General features: G+C 55.8%; 20 protein-coding genes and 3 pseudogenes. 9 read left to right on the forward strand and 14 right to left on the reverse strand.

Features of this window, described 5'->3' with window-relative positions:
• Positions 1–93: 93 nt before the first annotated feature.
• The 5 genes and pseudogenes from ACXHRN_RS07610 to ACXHRN_RS07630 all read left to right on the forward strand — a co-directional run.
• A complete protein-coding gene (locus ACXHRN_RS07610) occupies positions 94–1566 on the forward strand; it encodes a hypothetical protein (protein ID WP_488640721.1) in 1473 nt (490 codons plus the stop codon).
• A 252-nt stretch (positions 1567–1818) separates the two neighbouring features.
• A complete protein-coding gene (locus ACXHRN_RS07615; protein ID WP_488640722.1) occupies positions 1819–3420 on the forward strand; it encodes a GMC oxidoreductase in 1602 nt (533 codons plus the stop codon).
• 4 nt (positions 3421–3424) lie between these two features.
• A complete protein-coding gene (locus tag ACXHRN_RS07620) occupies positions 3425–4381 on the forward strand; it encodes a hypothetical protein (RefSeq protein ID WP_488640723.1) in 957 nt (318 codons plus the stop codon).
• A gap of 115 nt (positions 4382–4496) precedes the next feature.
• Positions 4497–4751 (forward strand): annotated as a pseudogene (locus ACXHRN_RS07625) (transposase family protein); the annotation flags it as partial.
• Between the two features lie 63 nt (positions 4752–4814).
• Positions 4815–4937, forward strand: a pseudogene (locus tag ACXHRN_RS07630) (transposase); the annotation flags it as partial.
• A 66-nt stretch (positions 4938–5003) separates the two neighbouring features.
• Here the strand turns inward: ACXHRN_RS07630 and tnpC (ACXHRN_RS07635) are convergent.
• From tnpC (ACXHRN_RS07635) to tnpA (ACXHRN_RS07665), 7 genes are all read right to left on the reverse strand, one after another.
• Positions 5004–6578 carry an IS66 family transposase gene (gene tnpC / locus ACXHRN_RS07635; protein WP_488640724.1) on the reverse strand — a complete coding sequence of 525 codons (1575 nt, stop codon included), beginning with the start codon at positions 6576–6578 and terminating at the stop codon, positions 5004–5006.
• Between the two features lie 54 nt (positions 6579–6632).
• Positions 6633–6986: an IS66 family insertion sequence element accessory protein TnpB gene (gene tnpB, locus ACXHRN_RS07640; protein WP_488640725.1), complete on the reverse strand. Its 354-nt coding sequence runs from the start codon at positions 6984–6986 to the stop codon at positions 6633–6635.
• The gene (tnpA, locus tag ACXHRN_RS07645; protein ID WP_488640726.1) at positions 6967–7440 is read right to left on the reverse strand and encodes an IS66-like element accessory protein TnpA; all 474 of its coding nucleotides are present in this window, start codon (positions 7438–7440) and stop codon (positions 6967–6969) included. The genes tnpB (ACXHRN_RS07640) and tnpA (ACXHRN_RS07645) overlap by 20 nt, the downstream gene beginning before the upstream one ends.
• A gap of 135 nt (positions 7441–7575) precedes the next feature.
• Positions 7576–7905, reverse strand: coding sequence for a hypothetical protein (locus tag ACXHRN_RS07650; RefSeq protein WP_488640727.1), 330 nt, complete (start codon positions 7903–7905; stop codon positions 7576–7578).
• Between the two features lie 98 nt (positions 7906–8003).
• Complete coding sequence (gene tnpC, locus ACXHRN_RS07655) at positions 8004–9590, reverse strand: IS66 family transposase (RefSeq protein ID WP_488640728.1); 1587 nt, start codon at positions 9588–9590, stop codon at positions 8004–8006.
• 66 nt (positions 9591–9656) lie between these two features.
• The gene (tnpB, locus tag ACXHRN_RS07660; protein WP_488640729.1) at positions 9657–10004 is read right to left on the reverse strand and encodes an IS66 family insertion sequence element accessory protein TnpB; all 348 of its coding nucleotides are present in this window, start codon (positions 10002–10004) and stop codon (positions 9657–9659) included.
• Complete coding sequence (gene tnpA, locus ACXHRN_RS07665; RefSeq protein WP_488640730.1) at positions 10001–10402, reverse strand: IS66-like element accessory protein TnpA; 402 nt, start codon at positions 10400–10402, stop codon at positions 10001–10003. The genes tnpB (ACXHRN_RS07660) and tnpA (ACXHRN_RS07665) overlap by 4 nt, the downstream gene beginning before the upstream one ends.
• Positions 10403–10434: 32 nt before the next feature.
• Between tnpA (ACXHRN_RS07665) and ACXHRN_RS07670 the strand changes: the two genes are divergently transcribed.
• A protein-coding gene (locus ACXHRN_RS07670; RefSeq protein ID WP_488641855.1) for an IS3 family transposase occupies positions 10435–11513 on the forward strand; the annotation gives its coding sequence in 2 pieces (ribosomal slippage) (positions 10435–10630 and positions 10630–11513; 1080 coding nt in all).
• A gap of 1868 nt (positions 11514–13381) precedes the next feature.
• Here ACXHRN_RS07670 and ACXHRN_RS07675 read toward each other — a convergent pair.
• Positions 13382–13645 (reverse strand): hypothetical protein, encoded by a 264-nt coding sequence (locus tag ACXHRN_RS07675; protein ID WP_488640731.1) that lies wholly within the window; start codon positions 13643–13645, stop codon positions 13382–13384.
• A 262-nt stretch (positions 13646–13907) separates the two neighbouring features.
• Here ACXHRN_RS07675 and ACXHRN_RS07680 point away from each other — a divergent pair, with 262 nt between their 5' ends.
• On the forward strand, positions 13908–14966 hold the full coding sequence (locus tag ACXHRN_RS07680; protein ID WP_488640732.1) for a glycosyltransferase family 29 protein: 1059 nt from the start codon (positions 13908–13910) through the stop codon (positions 14964–14966).
• An 81-nt stretch (positions 14967–15047) separates the two neighbouring features.
• Positions 15048–15932: a hypothetical protein gene (locus tag ACXHRN_RS07685; protein WP_488640733.1), complete on the forward strand. Its 885-nt coding sequence runs from the start codon at positions 15048–15050 to the stop codon at positions 15930–15932.
• Positions 15933–15968: 36 nt separating this feature from the next.
• Here ACXHRN_RS07685 and ACXHRN_RS07690 read toward each other — a convergent pair whose 3' ends face one another.
• The 6 genes and pseudogenes from ACXHRN_RS07690 to ACXHRN_RS07715 form a co-directional block, all read right to left on the reverse strand.
• Positions 15969–16445, reverse strand: coding sequence for a DUF2721 domain-containing protein (locus tag ACXHRN_RS07690; protein WP_488640734.1), 477 nt, complete (start codon positions 16443–16445; stop codon positions 15969–15971).
• Between the two features lie 27 nt (positions 16446–16472).
• Complete coding sequence (locus tag ACXHRN_RS07695; RefSeq protein ID WP_488640735.1) at positions 16473–16790, reverse strand: ATPase inhibitor subunit zeta; 318 nt, start codon at positions 16788–16790, stop codon at positions 16473–16475.
• 415 nt (positions 16791–17205) lie between these two features.
• Positions 17206–17988: an enoyl-ACP reductase FabI gene (gene fabI, locus ACXHRN_RS07700; protein WP_488640736.1), complete on the reverse strand. Its 783-nt coding sequence runs from the start codon at positions 17986–17988 to the stop codon at positions 17206–17208.
• Positions 17989–18066: 78 nt separating this feature from the next.
• Complete coding sequence (locus tag ACXHRN_RS07705) at positions 18067–19239, reverse strand: acetate/propionate family kinase (protein WP_488640737.1); 1173 nt, start codon at positions 19237–19239, stop codon at positions 18067–18069.
• Positions 19240–19243: 4 nt separating this feature from the next.
• Positions 19244–20293, reverse strand: a pseudogene (locus ACXHRN_RS07710) (phosphate acetyltransferase); the annotation flags it as partial.
• A 3-nt stretch (positions 20294–20296) separates the two neighbouring features.
• The gene (locus tag ACXHRN_RS07715) at positions 20297–22423 is read right to left on the reverse strand and encodes a DUF3141 domain-containing protein (protein WP_488641856.1); all 2127 of its coding nucleotides are present in this window, start codon (positions 22421–22423) and stop codon (positions 20297–20299) included.
• 565 nt (positions 22424–22988) lie between these two features.
• On the opposite strand from ACXHRN_RS07715, the gene ACXHRN_RS07720 reads away from it, so the two are divergent.
• A complete protein-coding gene (locus ACXHRN_RS07720; protein WP_488640738.1) occupies positions 22989–23654 on the forward strand; it encodes a CBS domain-containing protein in 666 nt (221 codons plus the stop codon).
• Positions 23655–23732 lie beyond the last annotated feature (78 nt).

Consider the following 23732-nt stretch of genomic DNA (forward strand, 5'->3'; position numbering starts at 1 on the left):
TCAGATTACATGCCGTTTCAAAGCCGGCTTAGAGCCTGAGCTGAAATTCGGAAATTTCACTATAGCCAACGCGATGTCGGAGTAAGGCACACAATGCTCAACGAGACAGGTTTGCAGACCGCACATTTCAAGACCCTATTGGAAGCGGTGGGCTTAATTGCTTTAGGTGCCCCGAATGTTGGGTCGGATAGTGCGGCATACTTCGATATGTTAGTTACTCATAGAATTGAATCCAGAGCATACTCAAAACACTGGGCTTTTTATAAAGAAAACTATCCGGAACTTTATAAAAAGATCAAAGATCAATTGGAGGTTTTTAGGCTCAATGCCATTGGTCAGCGCAATGCAATAGGCCTATTGGCCGATCAATTGAAGGATGGTGAGGCACTAGTAATATTGAAGGGCATCAGAAGCTTCCTTCGGACAGGGGACTTGTCTCTCGTTCGACGCGCTTGGGATGTTGATGCAATGCTCCCGGATGATTTCATGCAGCGCCTGGCTGCATTTAAAGACATCGAAATGACCGAGACCGATCGCCGCTTGCCGCCCCATGAGATCGCGCACTTCGACTACAAAGGAGTGAGCTTTGACGTCCACGCGTTTTTCCCGATATGCCAACCTGCACGAGTGACTGACTCAAGTATCGTAATGTGCTCCGCGAATTATGGAGCAATAGAACAGTCATTGATAAAGGATAATTCGATATTGGCTGCAAGTTTTCCCGGTGGAAACGTGCGTATTCCGCGAGCAGAGATCGCAGCGCTAATATCAATTTCAAGTATGTATTACGATTATGCTGCATGCAATCTTCCTCATGGTCGGGATCGTGCTCCAATTAGGCTAGGAGAGCTTATGGAACTGAATGAAATACTTGATGATCCAGATTTTAACTTGAATATTTTTGCAGATTTTATGAACTTGCATGAAATGCAGCCACTTGTTCGCTGGATGGCCAATATCTTTGCGGTCATCTTTCCGCTACACGGCACACTAGCTTCGATGCTATCTAGCAATGCGGCTAGATATATACCATCGACCAACGGTGGCTATCGAACGGTTTTGTACGGGTTGTGGTATCATTGTGAACGGTCGGTGGAGGAGAGCATTGCCTCCCACCCCGGTACGCATTGGCTTGCTAGAATGCTGGAGACCAAATTTCCGCAGCTCGTTAGATCAAATGGCAATGAGCGAATAGCAAACTTTTATAATGCGAATACCGAGGAGGAAATTCCAGGGATCAAAGCCCGCGCCATTCGGGAACGCAAGGATGACACGTTGAACATGTCGCTCTGGATTGCTCCGCGCCATCACGCTATAAGGATCGTAGTTGATAGTCAGGGGGATGTTTTCCAGTTTTATGTGGAAACATCGGGGATTTATCGTTTTAGAGCAAACGGCTTAGGCGCTGATCGCGTTGCACACTACTATTACGAAGATGGAGCCATGCGCATCCATCTTCGGGATCGAGAGGGGTCATCGGATGACAGCTGTGTTGTAATCTCCGTCTCCGAACACGATGAAAGAGTATACGATTGTTTGAGTATCACCGCTCTTACCTTCCAATGACTACTGGAACGCAGATTAAAGACATGCTGGTTTACCTTTACGCGATCCTATTGGAGAGGCCGATCTGCGCTTATGAGGAAATTTCCCAAAAGATTACAGATGAACAGTGGTGAACAGCTTGTATGACGATGTTTATGGGCGCAGGCAGTCAGCACTAAATTTAGTGACTTAAGGTTAGTCTGAGGTTAGTTGACCTCATTCCGGCGGCAGCGGCAATCTCATCTTACGGGAACCGAGTTTGAGGAATAAGTTGTGGATACAAACTATGCGGAGCACGCAGACGTTATAATTGTCGGAAGCGGCCCGGTAGGTTCAACGTATGCCAGGATTTTATTGGAGGAATTGCCTGGCGCTAGTATTCTGATGATTGAAGCAGGACCTGTCGTTACAAAACCGCCTGGATCGCACGTCTGCAATATTGTCGATGAAATCCAGCTAAATAGAGCCCTTGTCGCTTCTCAGGGACCTTATCAAATCGCATACGAACCAATGAGTGAGGCAGAAGCTCTACAGCATACCCTTGGTAAGCCCAATGACGCCATGTTGCGTCGGCCTGGGCTTTTCCGTGTAGGTAGTGGGCACCTCAGCGGCAACGGCCTTCCAGCTGTACAGGCAGCCTGTAATGTCGGAGGGATGGGCTCCCAGTGGTCTGGCGCGTGCCCGAGGCCCGCAAACAGTGAGCGCATACAGTTTATCGATCCCGCTGCGCTCGACCAAGCTTTGGATGACGCCGAAAGCCTGCTGAAGGTGTCGCAAACTCCATTTCCAAGTACGCATATTATGCATCTGGTTGAAAATAGGTTGGGAACTCTCTTCAACAGTGGGCGTAAAGGCGATCGTTGCGTTCAACCGATGCCTATCGCCAGCACCCCTACCGCCTCCGGAAATATCCAGACGGGAGGAGACGTTATCCTTGGGGAAATGGTTGAGAAGCGGGCATTTGCGCTGAAGCCAGAAACGGTGTGCCAGCGGATTATCATGGATGGGGACAGAGCTCGCGGTGTCGTTGTCTGGGATCGAGTTCAACGTGAGAAAATGCATATTGCCGCCGGTACCATCGTCATAGCTGCTGATTCACTGCATACGCCACAATTGTTGTTCGCCTCCGATATCCGCCCCCCGGTGCTCGGCAGATATCTCAATGATCACGCCATGATCTCGATGGTTGCTGAGTCTGATGGCGTGAGAAGCAGTGATGCGATGATGGATCGCCTTGGTGACGCTGGCGCAGCATCGGATAGGGCAATTGCGTCGCAAAGTCCAGGGGAAATGGTTTGGATACCGTATGATGGCGAGAGCTTTCCATTCCATGTACAGATTCGGCCGTTCGCGAAAGAATCACATCCATTGGAAGCCAAGCATCGGTGGCCATCACCAAACCCCTTGCTTTTCGTTAGGTTTTTTCTGCCACTCGAGCTGCAATGGGAAAACAGGGTTTGGTTTAACGATTCCAAGACCGATTGGCTTGGGCGACCTGCAATCAGTCTGCATTTAAAGATGTCGCAACGAGACGAGGCACGCATGAAATCCGCGTTCGTCAATCTGAATAATATTTGCCATGCCCTCGGACGACCTTACCCAGGACAAAGCCCACTTAAGTGGCCTCTCGGAAGCTCACTTCATTATCAAGGTACCATTCGTATGGGAGAGAGTGATGATGGCCTGAGCGTATGCGATCGAAACAGCCGAGTATGGAATACTCGAAATCTCTACGTTGCCGGAAATGGTGTCATACCAACCGAGACGGCCGGCAATCCAACGTTGACCTCTGTCGCACTTGCGGTGTTGGGCGCGCGAAATATCGTTGAAGAGATGACGAAACATAGGGATCAAACCAACTTGGAGCTTAAGTAGAGCGATGCTATTTTCACACGTTCAGAATCGTAAAGAAAGACAGGCGAGTATTATTTTGGTATCCGCTTGCGATGAAAACTACTTCCCTCTTGCTAAGGGCCTCTACTTATCGCTCATTGAATCGGGAGAATTACCAAGCAACGTCACTCTTGCCTTCCTTGATATTGGTTGCAGTCGAGCTAATGTCGTTTGGCTTGAGTCCAATGGAATCGTTGTTCGCGAGCTTGATAAGAACATAATGGGTGAACTCAGCGATGACAAATATGGGTATAGGCGCGGACAAATATGCAGAGCGTTTTTACCTCAGCTTTTTCCGGAGGCATCTGTCATTACATGGATGGACCCTGATATATGGGTGCAGGACGTTCCTGGGTTCTTGTCGATACTGAGTACCGCTGCCGACAATGAAGACCGGATATATATTTCCCAGGAGGTTCATCAAGGATTCGTTTGGCCCGGGTTCACCTTCAAGGCGCGAATTGATGGTGAAGAAGCCATATTTAGCTATTTGTATGGTAGCGAAATTGGTTCCATTCTCAGTCAATACCCGACCTACAATTCAGGCTTTTTTGTTATGAGTAGGCCAAATCACATATGGTCGAAATGGAGGAGAGAAATTCAAAGAATCTATGTCGAGGACTATGATCGCTTGAAAGATGGACGCTATTTTCACTTTGGTGATCAAGCATCCTTGAATTATCTTCTTAAGGACGTTGATTGCGTGACGCTAATCGATCCGTTGTATAACTATATGTGTATGTGGAACCCACCGTTTCGATCGAATGATGGTGTTGTCAGAACGACATTGGAGCCTCACTTGCCGATCGGAGTATTGCATTTGGGTGGCGGGTGGAAAAGGAGAGGTGGAATATATCTTGAAAGGAATCTTCTGTATAAGAGTGGCGTTTATTTAAGCCAAACGGATCGTGAACGCTTATCTTCGCAAGGGATTCCTCGCTGATTATTGTGTTTCGGCGCGGTGTTCGACCCCGCCATAGGCGTCGAACGTTGGGTCTGACTCACATTTGATGACTTTCCAGTCGAAACTGGTGCGGTTATCAAAAGGAATCAGCACTATGACGACCGAATTTCGTCTGTCATCCCTGATCCCGGCCGGATTGATTGTAGAGCGTTCCGACGAGAGCGACGGGGTTATCGTTGTTTCAGCGCGGGCTGCCACCGATCGGCGTTCCTGTCCTTTGTGCAAACGCGTTTCTGATCGTATTCATAGCCGTTACGTTCGGATAATTGCCGATTTGCCCTGTGCTGGCACTAAGGTTCAATTACGACTGTCGGCACGACGCGTGCAAAGCTGGACCTTCTCCAGGCGCGGTTTGAATAGCCCCTAGATTTGTAGACGTCTTCTTTCCTAAATTTGAGGCAAGAAGATCATCATGAGCAAATCGAATTTCAGCGAAGAGTTTAAGCGCGACGCAGTGCGTCAGATCACGGAGCGGGGCTATGCCGTTGCCGAAGTTTCGCAGCGGCTGGGTGTGAGCCAGCATTCTCTCTGTAAGCGCTCATTTCCATGCGCGTTGATGCGGGCCGTTTAAGCGGGGTGTCTGTCGGCCAGTTGCATGGGATCATGCAGCGGCTGCTGCTTGCGGGAATTTGAAGGGCAACAGGTCGGTGATGTCGGCGTCTGTGGCGCGCTGCGGCAATTCGCTGAGGACATGGCGCAAGTAGGCCAAAGGCCCGATGTTGCAAGCTCGGCAGGTCAGCATCAGACTGTAGACGACGGCACTGGCCCTTGCTCCGTCCACGGTGTCGCTGAACAGCCAGGATTTTCTGCCGGTTGCGAAGATTCTGATATCGCGTTCGAGGAGGTTGTTGTCGATCGGCATCCTGCCGTCTTCTGTGTATCGCGTCAGATATTCCCACTGGTTCAGGGTGTAGGACACGGCGTCGCCGATCTTGCTGTCGGGCAAGACCCTCGGCGCTATGTCGTCGAGCCATGCCTTGAGAGCATTGAGGATGGGGACGCTGTGTTGCTGGCGGGAACGGCGAATGCAATGATCTCGCGTTTCGCCCTTGTCCGGCTGTTCGTTCCGCGCCTGGCCTTCAATCCGGTAGAGCTGCTCGAAGAACCTGAGCGCCTGCTCCGGCGGGCCACCCCCCTTCTTTCTTGCCTTGAGGGCATCGACGAAGCGCCGTCTGGAATGGGCCATGCATCCCAAATGGGTCGCGCCATTCAGTGTGCGCCAGGCAGTATAGCCATCGCTCATCAATATGCCGCGGTAATCACCGAGGAAGGCCCGTGGGTGTATCTGGCCGCGGCCGGGTTGATAATCGAGAAGCACGATCGGCTCGTCGCTGTCCTCGCCGCTGCGATAGGCCCACATGTATGATGTGCTGGTGGCCTCTCGATCCTTTTCCTTCAGCACCTGAACCGTCGTCTCGTCGCCATGGATGAGAGGCTGCGACCTGAGCCGCAGCTTCAGTGCGTCATAGATGCGGGAGAGATGCCTCTCGCTCGAGCCGATCACCCAATGCCCCAGAGCACCACGACTGATAGGAACGCCGGCGCGCTCGAAGGCCTGGGCCAAGCGGTAGAGCGGCGTGCCGTCGACATATTTGTGGACGAGCGCGAAGGCCAGCGTCGAGGCCGTGGCGATGCTGCCCGGCAAGGGCTGCGCGGGCATCGGCGCGAGGACAACAGGCGTGTTGATGCCGGTGCGATCGCAATGGCGGCAGGCATACTTGAACCGCACATTCTGCAGGACCTTCGCCTTCACCTCGATATGGAGTTGCTCGGTGACGGCCTCACCCATGCGATGCATCTGGTGGCGGCAGCAAGGACAGGCCTTCTGGTCGTCGGCAAGATCATACTCGACGCGCTCGCGCGGCAGGTGTTCCGGCAGAGGCTTGCGGCCACGCTTCTTGCCCTCCGGCTTTCCGGTCGACGCAAAGCCGGTGTCTGGCAGGTCGACGACCTCGCCATCTTCGCTGGCGGCGTCGTCTTCATCGCCAACCTGCTCGGCTTCATTGAAGAGACGATCGATGTGCTTTTCGCTTTTCGGCGCAAAACGATGCAGCCGCGCCAGCGCCAGTTCTTCCTCCAGCTTGAACACGCGGTCTGCGAGCTGACGGTTCTGCGCCTGCAGCGCCGCAATGCGCGCCATCAACTCCTCAACAGTGGGTTCGCCGGATCGGATCATCAGATTCTTGAATCTGAACCGTTTCGCCCCGTCAACCGCAGAAGCCGAGAGCCGTCAGCCGGCGATCTGGTATTGCCGAACCGGATGGCGGACCATCGCGTCGATATCGATACCGTCGAGGATCCAATGGAGCTGCTCGGTCGAAAGCGCCACCACCGCCGTCTCCCGGCGCGGCCATCGGAACTTGTCTTCGGTCAGCCGCTTCAGGACCATCACAAAACCGGACCGATCGAAGAACAACAACTTCATCCGGTCGCGGCGGCGATTGCAAAAGGCAAAGACCGCAGGCGCAAACGGGTCAAGCGCCATCGCCTCCTGCACCAGGACCGCAAGGCTGTTGATGCCAGCCCGGAAGTCGATGGGCTCGCGGTGCAGGTAGACCTTGAGATCAGCGCCCAGTCTGAACATGACCCAGAGCTCCAATGATCGCCGTCAATGCATCCACATCACCGCATTCCAGCGAGAGCTTCACGCCGTTCGGCAGTGACGCACTCACTTTAGCGGGCAAAGAGAAAGGCGCAGCCCTTTTCGATGTCGACCCACGCACGTCATCGCAAGTCCCAGGCAAATCGATCGCAGCCATGCTGCTCTGTCGAGGCGAAGCCCGATCGGGAGTGCTTTCAATCAGAACCGGGATAAACGCCGGTGATGATGTCGGCGGGAGGGACTGGGTCTCCGTGCGCTTCTTTATCCATTTCCGAAGAAGGTTCGCATTGATCCCATGCTCGAGCGCAAGCCGCGATACCGATACGCCAGGCTCAAGACAGGCCGCGACAAGGCGGTCCTTTGATGCGGGCTCAAAGCGACGTCGGCCGTTGCGGCCGACAAGCCTCACCTGCAGTTTCCGATCATCTTCTTCCATCACGTGGTGTCCACCTATTTTGGTGGACACCTCATGCATCAGAGTACTCAATTGCAGAAGGTGCGGAGAAATTCGCGCTTACTTCTCTCTATGGTAAGCGTCCGGTGAAGTGCAATTGGCACCGGAAGATGACTGCTACGCTGCAAGCCGAAGAATTCTTCTCGTTCCATACAGCGCCCATCCAAGGCAATGGCCAAGAAAGTAGATCGTCAGGACTACATAGGCGAGCATCACCACCGTGACCGTCGTGCCGGGATCAAATTTATCAAAAAATGGCACTTGTTGAATCAGATTGGCCCACCAGCCAAATTTCAGGCTCCATCGGCAGGTAGACTCGTCGCATGCCGACACGATAAATGGAAGTGTCATTGCCGACCAAGCGAGGGCCACAAAGGCAAAGCCTTTCCAGGAGTAGCTGTTGGTATAAAGCTGCTTATGCGCCTGCCATCCCATGGTAATAGTCATGGCAATTCCGGCCAATACATAAAGTAATATCAACATTTCTGCCGCTCACGCCTACCTTGGAAGACGTCATCCTAATCGAAGGCGTGTTGCCGTGACGTTCAAACAATCGCTACATCTTTATGAAAAAGCTCGTTCGTTTGATTGTCGCCACCGGCACGGAGCATGTTCCACGGCAGTAGTTCGCCGACCTTGTTGATTGGATGATCGGCAATTCTGGTGAGGACGTCCCGAAGGTAGGCTTCTGGGTCGATGCCGTTTAGCTTTGCAGTTTCGATCAGCGACAGGATCGCCGCAGCGCGTTCACCACCTTTGTCTGATCCAGCGAACAACCAATTCTTCCTGCCGAGCGCAATTGGCCGGATCGCCCGTTCGGCGGCATTGTTGTCGATCTCGATGCTGCCGTCGTCGAGGAAGCGGCAGAGCGATGCCCAGCGGGAAAGCGCGTAGCGGATCGCCTCTGCCGTCCCGAATTTGTGCGGCAGGCGTTTGAGATTGTCGTCCAGCCATAACCGCAGAGCTTCGATCCTGGGCTTGCTGCTTTGCTGCCGTGCAGCTTTCCGCACGTCCGGCGGCTCGCCGCGAATGGCCTTCTCGATATCGTAGAGTTCGCCGATCCGACGTAAGGCTTCCTCGGCAATCGGTGCCGGATTGGACGTGGTCAGATCGAAGAACTTGCGTCTTGCGTGCGCCCAACACGACGCTTCCAGAATGGTCGGCGCTTCACCGGGCTTGCGTGGTTCGTAGAGATCACGAAAGCCTGCATAGCCATCGGCATGCAGAACACCGGAGAATGTGGCCAGATGCTCCTTGGGATGCTGGCCTTTGCGATCCGAACTGAAGAAGTAGCAGGCTGCAGGCGGCGTCTTGTCGCCCCAGGGGCGGCCGTCTCGAACATAGGTCCATAATCGCCCTGTTTTGGTATTGCCCTTCCCAGGCTCCAGCACCGGAACTGGTGTGTCATCGCCGTGAAGACGATGGCCTGCGAACACATGCCCTCTGAGCTTTGCAAGTAGCGGCTCCAGCAGACGGCTGGCCTTGCCGATCCAGTCGGCCATGGTCGAACGGGAAAGATCGACGCCTTCCCGTGCATAAATCTCCGACTGACGATAGAGCGGCAGGTGATCACAATATTTGGCAACCAGCACATGGGCAACGAGACCCGATCCCGGCTTGCCGCGTTCGATGGGCAGTGATGGCATCACGGCCTTGACCTGCGTGTCACAGCCCTTGCAGGTAAAGCGGGGCTGGACATGGCGCACCACGCGGAAAGAGGCCGGGACATAGTCCAGCACTTCACTGACGGTCTCGCCGCTGCGAATGAAGTCGGAGCCACCACAGACCGGGCATGAGCAGGCCGCCTGGTGGACGACATCATGACGCGGCAGATGATCGGGCAATGGCTGGCGGCTCGGTTTGGCTTTTGCCGTGCCAGTATTCGACGCGGACAGCGGTAGCGTTATCTCCGCCTCCGCCGTCTCGATATCTTCCAGTGCCAGTTCGAGTTGCTCGATGGCCCGCTCGATCTTCTCCGAGGATGCTCCGAACCGTGCCCGTTTGAGAACGGCGAGTTGCGCCTTCAGTTTGTCGATCAGGCTATCGCGTTTGGCCAGTTGCAGAGCCTGCGCTGCGATGATGGCTCGCAGCGCTTCCACGTCATCCGGCAGGTTGGAATGGCTCTGTTCCATGGTCGGATTTATAGCTGATTTGACCCAAAATCGCCATATATGTCTCTGTAAATATTGCGCTTTATCTCAAGCAACGCGTGTCGGTGCAGAGGTCCAGGCTGGTCGTCGCCAGTCAATACCTTCCCATAGCATCGCCAATTGCGCCGCCGTCAGTCGTGCCGTTCCATCGGTTGCCGATGGCCAGGGAAAGCGCCCCTTCTCCAGCACTTTGTAATAGAGGCAGAAGCCCTGACCATCCCAGAACAACAGCTTGATGCGGTCACCCCGACGTCCACGGAACGCGAACACCGAACCGGACGCAGGCTTTTGGCGCAGAGACGACTGCACCAGCGCCATCAGGCCATTGATGCCCGTGCGCATATCGGTCACGCCGCAGGCGAGATAGACCCGGGCATTTGCGCCTGGCGTGATCATGCCTCTTCCACCGAGCGGATCAGCGCCTTCAGCATGTCAGGTGCAATATCAGCCTCGACTCTCAATACACGGCCGCCCTTGCAGCCGATCTCAATGCGCGATGGCCGTGCCGACCTCTTCGCAGCAGCAGGCTTGTCCGCTGGATTCGGCCGCTCCGCTTCACTGGTCGGCTCCGACGCGATCAGTGCGACAGGCAGGAACGAAACCACCGAGTTGGTCCGGGTGGCCGCGAACTTCCTGCGCCAGGTGTAAATCTGCTGAGGATGGATATCGTGCCGACGGGCGACATCGACGATCCTTGCACCTGCAACGGCAGCCTCTTCCAATATCGACAGCTTGTCGTCATCAGACCAGTCACGCCGACGCTCGATACCCGTCAAAATCTCAATACGGCCCATAGTTCATCCTTGATGACGTCGCTAATGACGGAATTAGTGACGTAACTTCAGGTGTTCGGCGGAATTCTCAAAGGCAGGTTCACCGGACGCTTACTCTCTATGAGTGGAAGAAGAAGTTTTCCTCGGCGGCTGGCAGCCAGGGCAACGATCAGACCGAGGAGATCAGGCGGCTCAAGAAGGAGCTGGCTCGAATGACCGAGGAGCGCGACATCCTAAAAAAAGCGGCCGCGTATTTCGCCAAGGATGTAAAGTGAAGTACGCGTTCGTTGCCCAGCATCAACAACGATTTTCGGTGCGGATGATGTGCCGCCTCTTGCTTATCCATCCCAGCGGCTTCTACGCTTGGCTCCAGACGCCATTGAGCAAGCGTGCCTGCGAAGACAAGCGACAAATTGATCTGCTTCGGAAGGCCTGGGTGGAAAGTGACAAGGTCTACGGCTACCGCAAGCTTCACGACGACCTGCTCGATCACGGTGAGACATGCTGTCCGAACCGGGTTGCCCGCCTGACACGGATTGCCGGGATAAAAGCTCAGATCGGCTACAAACGCCGCCCCGGCATCTATGGTGGCAGGCCTTCCGTTGTCATCGACAATACGTTGGATCGGCAATTCGACGTTGAGGCTCCGGACAAAGCCTGGGTCACGGACATCACTTACATCCGGACCTGCGAGGGTTTCGCCTATCTGGCGGTGGTGATCGACCTGTATTCCCGCCGAGTCATCGGCTGGTCGATGCAGAGCCGACAGACGACGGACGTCGTGTTGCAGGCGTTGCTGATGGCTGTTTGGCGGCGAAAGCCAAAGGAAAAGGTTCTAGTCCACTCCGATCAGGGATCACAATTCACTAGCATGGACTGGGCAGCGTTCTTAAAGCATCACAATCTGGTTCACTCGATGAGCCGAAGAGGGAACTGCCACGATAACGCCGTGGCTGAGAGTTTCTTCAATCTGTTGAAGCGAGAGCGGATACGCCGAAAGGTCTACCGCTCAAGAGACGAAGCCAGGCAGGATGTGTTCGATTACATCGAGATGTTCTACAACCCGAAGCGCAAACATGTCAGAAACGGGATGCTGTCGCCCGTCGAGTTCGAAAAGCAGCAGAAAACGTAACCCGAGGGCGTCTATGAAACTCGGGGCTATTCAGTTGATTGGCGCGATACGCCTTTAAGAGGGCTTCAAACACCCTTCAAGACCGCTTCAAAGAGCCTTTTAAGGATTTTTACAATTTTAAATTGAATTATCTCGAAATCAGGTCTGCAATAAAGGTTGTGGATAACTTTAAGTTAGGTTTATCAACGGGTTGAGCACGCTTTTGCAAATTTTCCTCTTGGCGAGGGCGTTGGAACACAACTTTTATGGAGATCGCTGACCGCACGCTGGTAGCGATGCGCAGGCGTGCTCCCGGGGGACACAGATCCGGCAGGTGGGGTAGCATTGCGTTCGAGGGACAAGCGACGCTGTTCACAAGACCGCGTTCAGACGCGGCTAAGTCGAATACTCTCATAGCGAGAATTGTTTCCATTATTCCCTCTATGAGGGTTGAGCTCTGCTTCGACACCCTCTAACACCTGACATGGCCGTCATGACAATCGGGAAATCGCCGGTCCGGTTGGGTGCCCTGGCAGCAGGCTACCGTTACGGGGAGAGTGGCGTACCCCCTTGATGGTCAAGGAGCTGCAGACGAGGCCACCGGCAGGACGTCGTTAGGCTGCAGCCCAGGGCGGACCGCCGGTGGTCCGCCCACCTCATCCAAGTGGGGAGCCCGCAAACCAGCAGCGTGCTGTGTACTCGTAGGCGGTCCGGCAACTCGGGCACGTTGCTCGCGAGCAGTACGTCACGTTGTTCACAGGGCGGCATCCAGAAGCAGCTAGTGTAAATGCCGTCATAGCGAGATGTGCTGATATTGCTCCCTCTATGAGGGTTGAATTCTCCTCCGACACCCTCTAACACCGCACCCGGTCGTCATGACAACCGGGAAATCGCCGGTCCGGTTGGATGAGTCCTGCCCTAGCAGCAGGCTACCGTTACGGGGAGAGTGGCGTACCCCCTTGATGGTCAAGGAGCTGCAGACGTGGCCGCCGGCAGGCCCTCCGTAGGCTGCAGCCCAGGGCGGACCTCCGGTGGTCCGCCCACTTAGTTCAGGTGAGGCGTCGTTCGGTACAACTTGAATTAATCGCCGCCAGAGCTAATTTGTGCCGCAAGCTGACCGGGCAGCGATCCGCATCCTGAAGATAGGCACCGGACCGCCAGGTGCCGGTCTGCAGGCGGACCGCATTTGCGATCACTTAGCCCGTGGTCTTCCCCGTGAAGGGGCCTCCCACATAACAACAATGCGATCTTGTTTAAGCGCAATCGCGTCCCGGTTAGCGGTAATGCCTTCCTGTACAACGGCAAGGCGATCCCAGAAGATGGTAGTCGCATCGCACTTAACGGCAATCGAATCCCGCGTAACGACAGTCCGATCCCATCTAATGACAATCCAATCCCACATAACGGCAACAAAATTCCCTGTTGTGTCGACAAGAGTTCCCTACTGCTGCGTTGGTTGTCTTAACCTAACATACTGATATTACCATGGAAAATATCATTTCGCCAGTAGGCGCGGTGAAATTCCCTGTTTCTCAGGCCGAGAATTGGCGCAGTGGAGACCAGTGCTCGCAGGACTGCCTCCACCACCAATCAGTCTCCAGGAATTTGGTGACTTTGGTGTTTCCTAAAATAGCTTAACGATTTCGGTGGCTTGCGTGGTCTTTCTTCGCGAGAGACGTCGAATTCGTCTCGCTTTCGCGCCAAGATAGCCAGAAATACAGAGACGGTCTCTGTCGACCCACTTGTGCGACCCGTTGTTTTTGCCAAGCCGGTGGGATTGAGCTAGTCGCCCTGTAATCCGGCCACTCCTGAAATCTACAGCGGAAGACATGAGGCCGGCGCACGGGCCAGCCCCAGAGGATGTCGATTGCGTTAGAGCTACTGTTGAATCAGCGAGCGAGCAGTCCGTCCTGGCTCGACCAGTCGATGGGCAGTTCGATGCTACGTGTCAGTTTGCGGAGTGTCAGATCGGCCGGCTGGCGTCCGGTGAGGATCGCCTCGGTGAACTTGGGTGAGAGGAGGGCGAGGGGAAGTATACGGCTGAGATCGGATGCATCCATGCCCATCGATTGTGCGACATCGGCGATGCCGCGGTTTGATGCACTGGTGAGGGCACTGAGCGCAATATGCGCTCTGGCGAGCATGTCGATCAATGTCTGATCGATCGCGGCTGGGTTTGCGGAACCATCTCACAGGCCCTCTTAAGTTGACCGCGACCACACGGGCGGATGACACCTACGGCCGCCGTCGCTAGGCGTTTGGTGAGGTCCGTCGGCTTCAAAAAGGTGTTGGAGTCGAGTAGTATTTAATACGCCGGTGAGGCTCATCGGAATGCTCAACGCGCGTGGACTCTTTCGACTTGCGCAGGTAAACCACAGCTGAAGGTTACGTACTCAGTCGGGATTTGGTGCTGATATGAACAGGCAGGCCTATTATCAAAAAGCCGCAGCGATTGTCGCCGCATACGCTGGTTTTCAAACAAACGCGGCCAGTCAATTCCTGTCTGCGCAAGCCGCCCAAGAAGATATTAAGAGCAACGAGTTCTTAAATATCACGGATCTTCTCCCCCAGCTTAGCGAAAGTGAGACACGAGATCTTTTGTCTAGATTAGTGGCATCAAAAGCCAAATGTTTCATTGTCGTTTCAACATATTATTCTGACATTGTTTTGCCAAGCGGCGAAAATCTTCACAAGACTGTTCAATCGGCGGATTGGTGGTCGAATATATTTCGCACATATTTTGAGAAAACGAGTTTTCTGCAGACATTTCAAAAAAGAGACAGTGATGTGGTGGTTACAAACTTTCCAGTCAGTTCAGAATGTCTCAAATCCCTGTCGGAGAGCTCTGTATCGGGGACGGAGTTCGAACGCCTTTTCCTGCGAATTTCTTTGTTTGCGCGGGTCGCCTCGGGACGCACAGTAAGCCAAAAAAGGTTATTGGAAGATCTGCGTGACAAATCCGTCGCTTTGGTCGGCAACGCGAGATCGCTTGGGGATTCCTCATATGGTCGTGAGATCGATTCACACGACCTGGTGATCCGTCTTAATCGAGCACCCATCGTAAGTCGCCGATCACATGGATATAGGACAGACTGGGCTGCCGTCGGGGTCCCTTTAGACCAACGGCGCCTCAACGAATTGGGGGCCAAACGACTTTTGTGGCTATCACCTTTTCGCCGAAAAATCCCGGCTGAAACGGCATCTGTTGAGAACCTCTATGTTCACCCAGTCAGCGAGATGAAGGCGCTTGCCTCGGCTGCATCCGTGGAGCGACCATCGACCGGGCTGGTAGCAATCGACCTGCTTCGTAAATCAGCCTGCCGATCCATAGCCCTGTATGGCTTTGATTTTTATGAGAGCAAATCCTCATCCTCTCATCAAACAAAAGAGGCTGCCCCACATGCGTTCGATCGGGAAGAGGATTTCGTTCGGGCATTGCTGAGCACAGACCCTCGATTCGAACTGCGCCGATAACGCCACTGTTGACACACGACCTTTTTCGCCTTGTGAATACCAAATGAAATCTCCTTTCGTCTGAGACGGAGCTTGCACTCAATGCCCAACAGATTGTCAGTTCTACAAAATGCCCAGTCCCATCAGGTGCGTCTTGATCCCTATCCCTACTTGGTTATCCCCAATGCACTACCCGAGGATCTTTACAATGAGCTGGCTCGGTCCTACCCGTCGCCTGATCTCATGAGTATTTCGACAGACCAAAACAATAAAAGATGGGATTATCCGGCACACAAGGTCAAAGACAACCCGGCTCTTCCTGAAATCTGGCGACAGTTCATCGCATATCACGCGTCGCAGGATTTTTTTGACGAGATTGCCGGTCTCTTTTATGCAGCGATAAGCAAATGGTATCCAGAACGATACCCCACCCGCGAGACCCTGACGCACTACAAGGCGGGGGTTCGCAAGCAGCATGATTTCGATGACCGAGACATCCTGATGGATGCCATGATCAGTGGGAATACGCCCGTCACGACAGCGTCTTCCGTGCGCAGCAGCCACTTGGATCGAGGAAACAAGCTTTTCTCGGGGCTGTTTTACATGCGACCCGAAACCTACGATGCTGTAGGCGGTGATCTAACAATCGGAAAGTTCAAGCAATCGATCGCTCCTGGCGACAGAGCGTGGAAATTCGACGGCAATTACGTGGATGACAAATACCTGGATGTCTTTCAGACGATTAAATATGACAAAAATTTGCTCGTGCTGTTCATCAATACCTTAGACTCTATCCACGGAGTGACCGTGCGCCAACCGAGCCCGCATAGCAGGCTTTTTGTAAACCTTGTTGGCGAGGTTTCGCCCCGGCTGTATGAAACGGAAAGCCGCGGGGTGCCTGCTCACTACCTGATGGCCGACGGCACAGATCCATCGTCAGGAACGATTGCGAGTGTCTGGTCGAAGGTGCAACGCATTTTTCGCTGAAGCTTGGGATCTCGCCGATTTCCACTCGCCCCACTCTCAATTGGGGGCCGGCCGCTTTTGCGCAAGAAGTAGGCATGTGCTTTGTGAAGCTGCCGGCAATAGCATTGGAACCGCTTCACCAACGTAGATGAAGGCGAAGAACGACGGTGTGAAGGCAACCAGTGCGCAGCCGAAAAACCAGAACAGAGCTGTGATAGTCTTCCCGTACTGCACCGGCCAGCAGGCCCAGCGTCGACAGGCAGGTGAATACGGCAGACGGGTTGCAAGTATGACGGAAGCTTCAAGCGCCAGCGTGCGGCGCCGCAGATAGCGGAGTTGCTCTCGCCGTGCCTCATTCGCATCTTCACCGTAAAGTACAAGGTCGGCGATATCGTTGGCGCGATCCGAAACCCTGGCTAGACAAATCGAAACCACATTGAGAACCGCTGCGGTGCCCGCCAAGAGAAAGACAGGGGTCAGTGCCGTTTCGATGATACTTACAATTTCGGGAAGCGCCGTAGTGGAACTATCCATGCTCGAAGCTCCAACTACCAAAAGCGGTCACGGCGACCTTAGGTTGCGCACTATTTGCACCAGCGCGACGTCACTCGCATCGGCGCTGTTTGTCTGTCGTCCGGCCGCCAGCCACGCCTGGTTCACCACTTTCATGATCTGGTCGTCGGTTTCAACGACACCCGCGGCATCGAAGTCCTTGCGAATGATGGCGAGTATGTCATTGCGTTCGAAGTCGAGCTTACCGAGGTCGCTGGAGTAGGCATTGGCGTTTTCGCCGGCGAGCCCCAGCTTTTCGGCTGCCCACATGCCAACCAGCTTGTTGCGCCGTGAGATTCTCTGCATATCTGCGTCATACCTGGTCATTGCGATCCTCCGTTGCGCTGGAAGGCGCCAATTTCATCGGACTGTCAGCTAGGTTGATTTTGCCTGAACGAGTCGCCAAGGGGAAGCCATTTTGAGCGCGGAAAGGGGCGGCGCGCCACAGTCGAAACCGTGCCATTGGTGTTCCGGCCTTATGCACGCGCGGCGGTATCCACGCCGCCGTGATTTAAATAGCGCGCCAGCCAAGACGCGGTTTGCTCTTAGCTGCCAATTGCATGCCTTGCGCTGCAAGCTCGGGCGGACCAATCGACGGATAAGCACACCTTGTCTACTGGCTGAGATCTTTGACCTTCACAATGTCGGCAGCCGCAAAGGCTAGACCGCCGTGCGTCGCACCATCCGATACACGCGTTGCCGTCTGCAGTATCGCGGCGAGGAAAACCGGTCAGTCGCCACCTCAATCGATAATGTGATAGCCGCCATCGATGTACAGCGTTTCGCCAGTGATGAGGCGCGCGGCGTCATGCGCCAGGAAGGCGACGGCCATGCCGACGTCGTCGATACTCACGAGGCTGCGCGTCGGTGCGGTCTCCTGCGCCTTGTGAAGGAGTTCATCGAACTCGGGTATGCCGGACGCAGCGCGCGTCGCTAGAGGTCCCGGCGAAATGGCATGCACCCGGATACCCTTGGGTCCAAGTTCGGCGGCGATGTAGCGGACCGCGCTTTCGAGTGCCGCCTTGGCAAGGCCCATGACATTGTAGTTCTTCACCACCATCTGGCTGCCATAATAGGTCATCGTGAAGAGCGTACCGCCGCGCTTCATCAGCGGTTCGGCGAGGTGCGCCATGCGGATGAAGGACCAGCATGAAATGTCCATGGTGGTCAGGAACCCGTCGCGGGGCACATCCACCACGCGGCCTTGGAGCGTGTCTCTTGGCGAAAAAGCGATGGAATGGACGAGAAAATCGAGCTCGCCCCATTCTTCGCCAATCCTCTCGAAGACGGCTTCCAACTGGCCGGGAACAGCCATGTCAAGCGGCAGGACGATCGCCGCTTCGAGCACCTCCGCCAGCGGCTCCACATGCGGGCGTGCCTTGTCATTGAGATAGGTTACCGCGAGTTCGGCGCCCAAGGCCCGGAAGGCCCTGGCGCAGCCCCAGGCGATCGACTGGTCGTTGGCGATGCCGACGACGAGCCCCTTCTTTCCTTCGAGCAGCTTTGCTTTCACGTCCGGTATCATTGGCGTGGCACTCCCCTGATATTGGCCGCGGACGTGTTCGCCGGCAGGCGTCGGTCGCAGCTCATGCTACTTTCTGTCCTAGATGCGAATGATCTCCTTCGTATGCCGCGCGATCATCAGTTCCTCGTCGGTGGGAATGACGAACAGCAGCGGCTTGCTGGCAGGCGGAGACAGAAGCGTTTTTCCGGCCGCATTTGCATCAGCATCGACCCGAACGCCCAGCCAAGCCAGTGTCTCGGCAATCCGGGAGCGCATCACAGGGGAGTTTTCGCCGATCCCCGCGGTGAATACGAAGGCATCCAGACCTCCGAGGGCTGCCGCCAACTGCCCCGCATACAGGCCGATGCGATAGACGAAATGATCGAGCGCGAATTTCGCGCGCGGATCTGAACTTTCGAGCAGGTCGCGCACGTCGTTGCTGACACCCGAAAGGCCCTTCAGGCCGGATTCCTTGTAGAGCATGTCCTGGACCTGCTGAGCGGTCATTCCTCTTTCGTTGAGCAGGTAGAGCACCACGCCGGGGTCGATCTGGCCACATCGAGTACCCATCGGCAGCCCGTCGAGCGCCGTAAAGCCGAAGGTGCTTTCGATGCTCCGGCCATCGCGCAATGCGCACATCGAGGCCCCGCTTCCCAGATGGGCGACGATCACCCGCCCGGCGGCGATCTCCGGCGCGACCTCGGGCAGGCAACCTGCGATATATTCATAGGAAAGCCCATGAAAACCATATCGCCGCACGCCTTCGGCGAAATAGTGTGCGGGGATGGCATAGTGATCCGCCACGGCACTATGGCCGCGATGGAAGGCCGTATCGAAACAGGCGATCTGCGGAATTTGTGGCATCCGTTCGAGGAAGGTGCGGATGGGAGCCAGGTTGCTCGGCTGGTGCAGCGGCGCCAACGGGATGAAGCGTTCAAGGTCGGCCAGCACCTTTTCGTCGACCCGCACCGGCTTGAAATAGTCAGGGCCTCCATGGACGACCCGGTGGCCGACCGCGACCAGATTACCGGACAGCTTTTCACGCAGCCAGCCACCCACCTTCCTCGTGGCAGCCATCAAATCGACCACTTCGGACGAGGAAAAGGCCTCGTCGATCATCGTGTTTCCGGCATAGTCCTTGGCGCGAAGACGCGGTGAGGTGCCGATCCCCTCCATCTGTCCCTTCGCCAGTCTTTTGAGATCGCCCTCGATTGCGAAAAGCTCGAACTTGAGGCTGGACGACCCCGCGTTGATGACCAGAATTGCGTCCATGGCGCTACACTTTTGTCAGGGCCGATGCACGGCGCGCATCTGCCATCAGCACAGCGATCGCACAGGAAGCAAGCCGCGTGCGGACGGAATCGGCGCGCGATGTCAGCACGATCGGCACGCGCGCACCCAGCACAATGCCGGCGGCATCTGCCCTTGCGAGGAAGGTCAGGTTCTTCGCCAGCATGTTGCCCGCCTCGAGATTGGGCACGACGAGGATCTGGGCATGGCCGGCAACCGGCGAGTTGATGCCCTTGATTTTCGCCGCTTCGGGATCGATGGCATTGTCGAAGGCGAGCGGTCCTTCCAGGATTCCTCCGGTAATCTGACCGCGCTCGGCCATCTTGCAGAGTGCAGCGGCATCGATGGTGGAGGGTATCTTCAACGTTACTGTCTCGACGGCCGAGAGGATCGCGACGCGCGGTGTGCCCAGCCCTATCTGGATAAAGAGGTCTATGGCATTCTGGATGATGTCGCGCTTCACATCGAGATCGGGGGCAATGTTGATGGCGGCATCGGTGATGAAGAGCGGATCCGGATAGGTCGGAACATCCATGACAAAGACGTGGCTGATCCGGCGCGAGGTGCGCAGACCCGTCGTTGAGGACGTGACGGCCCGCATCAATTCGTCGGTATGAAGGCTGCCCTTCATCAGCAGTTCGCCCTTGGCTTCCCGAATGAGTTCCACGGCCTTGGCTGCAGCCGCATCGCTGTGCGGGGTGTCGATGCATTCGAATTTGGAGATGTCGAGCCCGTGGGCATCGGCGACGGCCTTTATTTTGTGCGTTGGCCCTACGAATACAGGGACAATGAGGCCGGCTTCGGCAGCTTCGACGGCTCCGCGCAGCGATGTCTCGTCGCAGGGATGAACTAAGATCATCCTTGCCGTAGGGACTTCTGCGGCGCGAGCGATCAGCGCATCATACTTCCGGTGCAGATTCGTTGGATAGGATGCTTCGGGAACGGACATCCGCAATGCTCCTCGTGATTTGACACACCCGTTACGTCTGCGGCCTCGAACACCATTTCGGCGGCTGCATAGTTCGGGACGAACAAGAAATCAGTGCCTGCCGGCCCTGACCAGCCTTGCCTTGGCTGGCGCCGTTGTCTCTTGCGATCCCTCAGCCTGATCTGCTCCGAAAAGGGCCTGCAGGCGCTGCCAGCGCTCTTCACCTTCGGGCGGCAATTCGCCAGGGGCAGTGAGCACTTCACGCAAAGCAGCCAAGCCCTTCTGTCGCGCTTCCATATCGTCCGGCAACAGGCTGGGAATGGCGGCAAGGCTGGCTTCCTCGTCAATCAGCAGCATAAGGAACTGTTCGCGAATGAGCTCCTTGAACCCTGCCAGCGTCATTGACGATGCGCCCTCCTGGGAATTGCGCAACCGCTTGATGGCAGCAAAGCCCCTCTCGTCCACGCCGCCGCGGACCATGCCGACATAGATCAGGCCGCGCGCCAGGCATTCCAGGAACCCGCCCTTGGATATGCGCGACTTCAGTTCGGCAACATGTTCGGCAAGGACCTGCTGGTGCAACCCGGTCTTTCCGGCTCGGCGTCGCGGGCTGTCGTCGGCGGGATCGATACCAAGCGCCGCCTGCAGCAGGGGCGAGCCGTAGACGGACAGGAACGCCTGTTCGGCGGCCGTTTCGGTGAGTTGCCGCCACGTATCGAGCCCGGCGACGATCTGCTTCGACATGAACTGCTCGAATTGAAGGAAGGGATTGTCCTTGGCGACAGGCACCCGATCTTCGCGAGTAACTTCGGCCGCATCGTCCATGAGCATCATGAATGGGTTGGCGTTGGAGAACAACTCGTATTGCAGTCGCAGCGGATGCATCGCACGCAAGCGCTCGGCGAAAGCTTCCGGCATCATGGTCTTGACCCACGGTTGCATGAAGGTCCGATAGAGTGCGAGGTTTATCTCGGAAACGCGCGCCGCCGTGGCGAAGCGTCTTTCATCAGCGCTGTCGTTGCCGCCAAGCGCCCGGATGTCGTCCAGGGTCCGTGCCTCGCAGCACATGATCCATTCGCCGGTAACGAGATCGCTGTTGGCAGTATCGGCGGTTCGTGGTTCGAAAATCGCCTCGTAGAGTCCGGGCGGCAGCGCGTCGATCAGGTCGATATTGCTTGAGAACTCGCCGTGCTCCTTGCGCGCGACGCCCGCCGACACGAAGATGCCGAGATGGCCGATCGTTTCGTGGATAGTGTAGACGATCGTCTGGCCATGAGAGCGGATTTCATCGACGTCGTCATAGAGATCGAGAATCCAGTCGAGCGCCTGCTGCGGCGGAGTAATATTGTCCCCCTGAGAGCAGAACACCACGATGGGCGATCGGATATTGCGCAGGTCTATCGTCTGGCCGGCCGAGGTCTTGATCCGCCCGGCCGCAAGGTTGTTGCCGATGAACAACTCATCGACAATGAACTGGATTTCCTCGGCGTTCAGGTTGACGTGACCGCCCCACCATTGCTCGAAGTCGAGGTAGCGCGGCGCTTCGGTGTCGATCTTGGAATAGAGGTTGTATTGCTTCGTCCACAGCGTATTGGCGGGGTTCTGGTTCTCGAAGTTCTGGACCAGCCACGCGCCGTCAAACTTGCCGCTGCCGAGATCGCCGGTTAGTGCAGTCAGCCAGCTACCGCCGAGCAGGCCACCGCTGTAGCGCATGGGATATTTGCCATGTACGCCTGCCCAATAGGAGAGCGGCGCACCTGCAATGATGACGGAGCCGAAAAGTTCCGGGCGCAGTGCCGCCAGGATCATGACCGCCCAGCCGGCCTGACAGTTGCCGACGACGCAAGGCTTGGCATCCGCCCTGGGATGCAATGCGATGACCTTTTCGAGGAATATCGCTTCGGCGAGGCAGATGTCCTCGATGGTTTGGCCAGGTACCGGCTCGGGCAGGAAACCGATGAAATAGCAGGGATGGCCGGCCTTGAGCGCGACACCGATTTCGCTGTCAGCCTTAAAGCCGCCGATTCCGGGTCCGTGGCCTGCACGTGGGTCGACCACCACGAAAGGCCTGAGCCCCTCATCGATTGTGACGTCGTCGGGCGGCACGATCCGCACAAGTCCGTAATTGACAGGTCGCTCGAGCGTGCGGCCGTCCATCACTATCTCAGGGGTGAAAGAGAGCACGTGCGGCGCGGAACTGGCGATGTGTTCGCGGTACTGGTTGCCTCGTTGGTGCATCACATCCCAGTACAGAACGGTGCGCTGGCTGGCATCGACCAGGTATTCGACTGCTGGCGATGACTTGATGATTTCAGACAGCTTGAGGCTGGCAGACTGCGGAACAGGAGAAGCACTCATTCGGCGACCTCCTTGGAAACGGAGTTGCGTTAGGCGATCTCATTCGCATGCAAGTTGGGTGTGTCGATTTACGCTGCAGTGCAGCAGAATACCTATCAGAACAGCCGGGGCTGTTCAACCCTTCAGTCAGACACTGTACTCCTACATTGCATCCATTCTGTCCAAGACTAGCATCGCAGTGTGTCAGGTAGGTGATGAGCTTGCGATTTTGTCGAAACGGCTATCGTGAACTGACGGTCTATGTCGCTGTTGAAAGCCCGCATATGTGGCGGCCCCTTGGGCGTCTTCAAGGCAATGGGAATGTGCGTGCTTGAGGCTGGCCGTCGGTTCGCTCGACACCGCGAGCTGACCAATGGTGATGTATTCCAGTTGTCTAAAACGCGCGAGGGGTTTACTCTGACAAACAGCTGGTTGACGCTTGGGACATTCTGGAGTTGAAACCGAGATGCAGGCAAAAGATGTGATGACGACTACAATCGTCAGCGTTTCGCCGGAAAACAGTGTCCGGCATGCAGCCGAGATAATGTTGATAAACCATGTCAGCGGCCTACCCGTGATCGACGGTAGTGGACTTCTCGTCGGTATCGTCAGCGAAGGTGACCTGATCCGAAGGACGGAGCTTGGAAGCGAGGCCATCGCCTCCCTTGCCGACAGTGCGCTGCCGGCGGAGGATAGGGCAAGCGCGTTCATCAGACGCTCTTCCTGGAAAATCGGCGACGCAATGAGCCGCAATCCGATCACGATCGACGAGGACACCTCGCTCGCTCACATTTCCAAACTTATGCAAGAGCATGGCATCAAGCGAGTTCCGATAACAAGGAACGGCGAACTCATCGGCATTGTCAGCCGCGCGGACTTGCTGAAGGCCATCGTCATGGCCGACCTGGACGAAATTGCCGCGGGAGACGATGCTATCCGTCGCAGCATTTCTGTCCGATTGGGCGAGAATACGGGTCTGGAGGGATTCGATCTGAAAGTCACCGTTTCAGATGGCATTGTGCATCTCTGGGGTGACGTGACGACAGACGAATGCAGAAGGGCAGCTTGCGTCGTGGCCGAGAACGTCCGCGGTGTACGAGGGGTCGTTGAACACTTCTCACAGCCGTCGTGACTGCTGACATCTGACCGCATCACGCGGCAGCTTGAAACGATGGGCGAGGCTCGCCGTGACGAGGCTGAGTTCCTGGCG

It is taken from the genome of Shinella sp. OV683, from assembly GCF_057787725.1.

Excerpts from the sequence above, each read along its gene's own strand:
- ACXHRN_RS07610 (WP_488640721.1), top strand. The coding sequence starts at position 94 with ATGCTCAACGAGACAGGTTTGCAGACCGCACATTTCAAGACCCTATTG.
- ACXHRN_RS07620 (WP_488640723.1), top strand. The coding sequence starts at position 3,425 with ATGCTATTTTCACACGTTCAGAATCGTAAAGAAAGACAGGCGAGTATT.
- tnpC (WP_488640724.1), bottom strand. The coding sequence starts at position 6,578 with ATGATCCGATCCGGCGAACCCACTGTTGAGGAGTTGATGGCGCGCATT.
- tnpB (WP_488640725.1), bottom strand. The coding sequence starts at position 6,986 with ATGTTCAGACTGGGCGCTGATCTCAAGGTCTACCTGCACCGCGAGCCC.
- tnpA (WP_488640726.1), bottom strand. The coding sequence starts at position 7,440 with ATGGAAGAAGATGATCGGAAACTGCAGGTGAGGCTTGTCGGCCGCAAC.
- ACXHRN_RS07650 (WP_488640727.1), bottom strand. The coding sequence starts at position 7,905 with ATGACTATTACCATGGGATGGCAGGCGCATAAGCAGCTTTATACCAAC.
- tnpC (WP_488640728.1), bottom strand. The coding sequence starts at position 9,590 with ATGGAACAGAGCCATTCCAACCTGCCGGATGACGTGGAAGCGCTGCGA.
- tnpB (WP_488640729.1), bottom strand. The coding sequence starts at position 10,004 with ATGATCACGCCAGGCGCAAATGCCCGGGTCTATCTCGCCTGCGGCGTG.
- tnpA (WP_488640730.1), bottom strand. The coding sequence starts at position 10,402 with ATGGGCCGTATTGAGATTTTGACGGGTATCGAGCGTCGGCGTGACTGG.
- ACXHRN_RS07680 (WP_488640732.1), top strand. The coding sequence starts at position 13,908 with ATGAACAGGCAGGCCTATTATCAAAAAGCCGCAGCGATTGTCGCCGCA.
- ACXHRN_RS07685 (WP_488640733.1), top strand. The coding sequence starts at position 15,048 with ATGCCCAACAGATTGTCAGTTCTACAAAATGCCCAGTCCCATCAGGTG.
- ACXHRN_RS07690 (WP_488640734.1), bottom strand. The coding sequence starts at position 16,445 with ATGGATAGTTCCACTACGGCGCTTCCCGAAATTGTAAGTATCATCGAA.
- ACXHRN_RS07695 (WP_488640735.1), bottom strand. The coding sequence starts at position 16,790 with ATGACCAGGTATGACGCAGATATGCAGAGAATCTCACGGCGCAACAAG.
- fabI (WP_488640736.1), bottom strand. The coding sequence starts at position 17,988 with ATGATACCGGACGTGAAAGCAAAGCTGCTCGAAGGAAAGAAGGGGCTC.
- ACXHRN_RS07705 (WP_488640737.1), bottom strand. The coding sequence starts at position 19,239 with ATGGACGCAATTCTGGTCATCAACGCGGGGTCGTCCAGCCTCAAGTTC.
- ACXHRN_RS07715 (WP_488641856.1), bottom strand. The coding sequence starts at position 22,423 with ATGCACCAACGAGGCAACCAGTACCGCGAACACATCGCCAGTTCCGCG.
- ACXHRN_RS07720 (WP_488640738.1), top strand. The coding sequence starts at position 22,989 with ATGCAGGCAAAAGATGTGATGACGACTACAATCGTCAGCGTTTCGCCG.